The sequence below is a fragment of the Mycobacterium sp. genome (genome assembly GCF_049280035.1).
Classification (GTDB): domain Bacteria; phylum Actinomycetota; class Actinomycetes; order Mycobacteriales; family Mycobacteriaceae; genus Mycobacterium.
Genome location: NZ_JBAPPI010000445.1, coordinates 1 through 2,799, shown reverse-complemented (window position 1 = coordinate 2,799; position 2,799 = coordinate 1). Strand labels below are relative to the sequence as shown.

General features: G+C 67.0%; 2 protein-coding genes and 2 pseudogenes. 3 read left to right on the top strand and 1 reads right to left on the bottom strand.

From position 1 onward, the window contains the following. The first annotated feature begins 74 nt into the window (after nt 1-74). The 3 genes and pseudogenes from WAN71_RS14760 to WAN71_RS14750 all read left to right on the top strand — a co-directional run. Complete coding sequence (locus tag WAN71_RS14760; RefSeq protein WP_422226044.1) at nt 75-860, top strand: SDR family NAD(P)-dependent oxidoreductase; 786 nt, start codon at nt 75-77, stop codon at nt 858-860. After that, nucleotides 857-2,086 carry a zinc-dependent alcohol dehydrogenase gene (locus WAN71_RS14755; protein ID WP_422226043.1) on the top strand — a complete coding sequence of 410 codons (1,230 nt, stop codon included), beginning with the start codon at nt 857-859 and terminating at the stop codon, nt 2,084-2,086. Before WAN71_RS14760 ends, WAN71_RS14755 begins: the two co-directional genes overlap by 4 nt. A 76-nt stretch (nt 2,087-2,162) precedes the next feature. After that, nucleotides 2,163-2,375: pseudogene (locus WAN71_RS14750) on the top strand (helix-turn-helix transcriptional regulator); the annotation flags it as partial. Nucleotide 2,376: 1 nt separating this feature from the next. Here WAN71_RS14750 and WAN71_RS14745 read toward each other — a convergent pair. Next, nucleotides 2,377-2,799: pseudogene (locus WAN71_RS14745) on the bottom strand (dihydrodipicolinate reductase); the annotation flags it as partial.

The following is a 2,799-nucleotide window of genomic DNA, read 5'->3' as shown; positions in this document are numbered from 1 at the left end:
CGCCGAATAGCCACTTGTGCAGGCATATTGCCGAAAACCGTGTGATAGCTGGCCATTCGCGCCACGCTGTGGCCATGGCGTACTCGGCAGCAGGGAAGCGGGTGGTGATCACCGGGGCGTCATCGGGGATCGGTGCCGCCTTGGCCCGGCGGCTGGCCGGCCACGGCGCGATAGTGGGACTGATCGCCCGGCGCGCGGAGCGTCTTGCCGAGGTCTTGGCGGACTGCCGCAGAACCTCGGCCGACTCGACGATGTGGGTGGCTGATCTGGCCGAAACCGCGACCGTTGGTCGGCTGGGGTTGCGGGCGTGGGACGACTTGGGCGGCATCGACGTGTTAGTCAACAACGCCGCAATGCCGAAACGGCGGGCCGTGGATGGGCTGGATCCGGGCGAGGTTGAGGACATCATGCGGGTCAACTTCGTCGCCCCGATGCGGCTGACGTTGGCCGTGTTGCCGCGGATGCTGGACCGGGGACACGGCGTGATCGTCAACGTGTCCAGCGTGGGTGGTCGGCTGGGCATCATCCACGAGGCCGCCTACTGCGCCAGCAAGTTCGCGCTCTGCGGCTGGAGCGAGTCGATGGCCGTCGACCTGCACGGCACCGGGGTCGGCGTGAAGCTGATCGAGCCCGGGCCGGTCGACACCGAGATCTGGGATCAGCCGGGCAGCGAGGAACCGCTCTACCAAGGACCCAAGGTGGCGGCCGATGAGGTGGCCGACGGCATTATCGCGGCGCTGGGCAGCGACCGTTTCGAGCACTATCTGCCGGTAATGATGGCCCTAAAAAACATAGTCGACGCCAAAAACGCCGACCTCGACGCCTACATCGCCGGCGCAGCCCAGATGGCACCGCGATGAAAGCGCTGGTGTTCGGGGTGCCGCCGGAGCCGTTCGAGTCACCCCCAGACGGCAACCCGCTGGCCAAGAACCTCGCCTCCAGCCCGGTCGCACTGCAGCATGTGGCGGATCCTCAACTGCTGCATGACGATTGGGTGATCGCCCGACCCCGGCTGACCGGTATCTGCGGCTCGGACTCCAAGCAGATCTTGCTGGATTTCGGTGAAGGTGACATCGACAATGCGATGGCGGCCTTCTGCTCGTTTCCTCAGGTGATGGGCCACGAGGTGGTCGCCGACGTGGTGCGGGTAGGGCCTAAGGCCCGCGGGCTGGCGCCGGGTCAGCGCGTCGTGCTCAACCCGTGGCTGTCCTGCGGGCCGCGCGGCATCCAGCCCTGCCCGGCCTGCCAGAGCGGCGACTACAGCCTGTGCTGGAGCTTTTGCGACGGCGACATCAAACCCGGGATCCACACCGGGGTGTCGGCCGATGTGACCGGTGGCTACGCCGAGCTGATGCCGGCCCACGACAGCATGCTGTTCGCGGTGCCCGAATCGGTGCCCGATGAGTTGGCCGTGTTCGCCGACCCGTTTTCAGTGTCGCTGCACGCCATCACCCGCCACCCGCCGCCGCGATCGGGCCGGGTCCTGGTCTACGGCGCCGGCTCGCTGGGATTGTGCGCGCTGGCCATCCTGCGGGCCCTCTACCCGGACGTGGCGGTCGCGGTGGTAGCCCGCTTTGATGCCCAGGCGCAGCTGGCCCGCCGGTTCGGCGCCGCCATCGTGCTGGCGCACGAGCCCCGGCTGGCCGTCATCGAAGAGTTGGTGAGCTGGGGCGGCGGCCGGTTGTGGCAGCCACTACAAGGTTTGCCGATGGCACACCCCGGAGCCGTCGACGTCGTTTACGACACCGTCGGAAAACCGGAAACGTTCGAAGTCGGGGTGCGGGTGCTCGCTTCGCGGGGGACGCTGGTCAAGGCCGGTGTGCACGCACCCGGACGGTGGGAGTGGAGTCCGTTGTACTTCAAGGAGATCAGCTGGGTTGGCTCCAACGCATTCGGGGTCGAAGAGGTCGACGGGCAGCGCAAGCACGCGATCGCGCACTACCTCGATCTGGTTGTCGACGGCCGAATTGATTTGCGCCCCATGCTGACTCACACCTTCCGGCTGGAGCAGTGGCGGGACGCATTCCTGGCTATCGCCAACCAGGGTGAAAGCGGCGCGGTGAAGGTGGCCTTCGACCAGCGCTAGGCCGGACGCGTGGCGCGATAGTAGGTGAGGCGTCCAACGGTGCGTTGCCGTGCATGGCGACCTCTACGCAGTCGAATCCGTCGTGCGCGGCCGCACCGCGCGCACCGTGCAGGAGTGGATAATCGAACGTCGGATGGCCGAGGCGCGCACGATGCTGGAAGAGACCGATCTTCCGGTCGCCGAGATCGCCAGGCGGGTCGGGGTTTCCGACCCCGGTTATTTCAGCCGGCTGTTCACCCGGACACACGGCATCTCGCCCCGCGCGTGGCGCAGCACTGACCGCCCATAGATCAAACCTTAAGAGCGCCTTGGGATCCGGCGATGGGCAGGTCAATCGGGGTGATGACGCCCGGTTGCGCGGAGCAGACGAACGGTATGGCGTTGACCGCCGCGACGGCGGTGCTGTCCATCAACACCGTCATCACGTCCTCGCCGGGGTTGCCGAATCGGATCCTCGCGTCGACGCGTGGTTGGCCTTCGATCACCACACTGAATCCGTCGGGGTCGCTCCATTGCGGGTCGAGCGCATCGCTGCTCATGGTCCAGCAGATGGCCAGCTCGATTACCGGGTGGCCGTTGCGATGGCCGCGATAGGTGCGGCGTTGGCCCCCGACGGTGCCGGCGGGGAACTCCGCCCATCCAAGGTCCAGGTCCCGGGTCAGCACGGCGGGCTCGACGAAAGCCTCCTTGGAATCGAGCTCGGTGCCCAGCAT

Bases quoted from the DNA above. Each gene is read 5' to 3' on its own strand.
- WAN71_RS14760 (WP_422226044.1), top strand. From the start codon at position 75: ATGGCGTACTCGGCAGCAGGGAAGCGGGTGGTGATCACCGGGGCGTCA.
- WAN71_RS14755 (WP_422226043.1), top strand. From the start codon at position 857: ATGAAAGCGCTGGTGTTCGGGGTGCCGCCGGAGCCGTTCGAGTCACCC.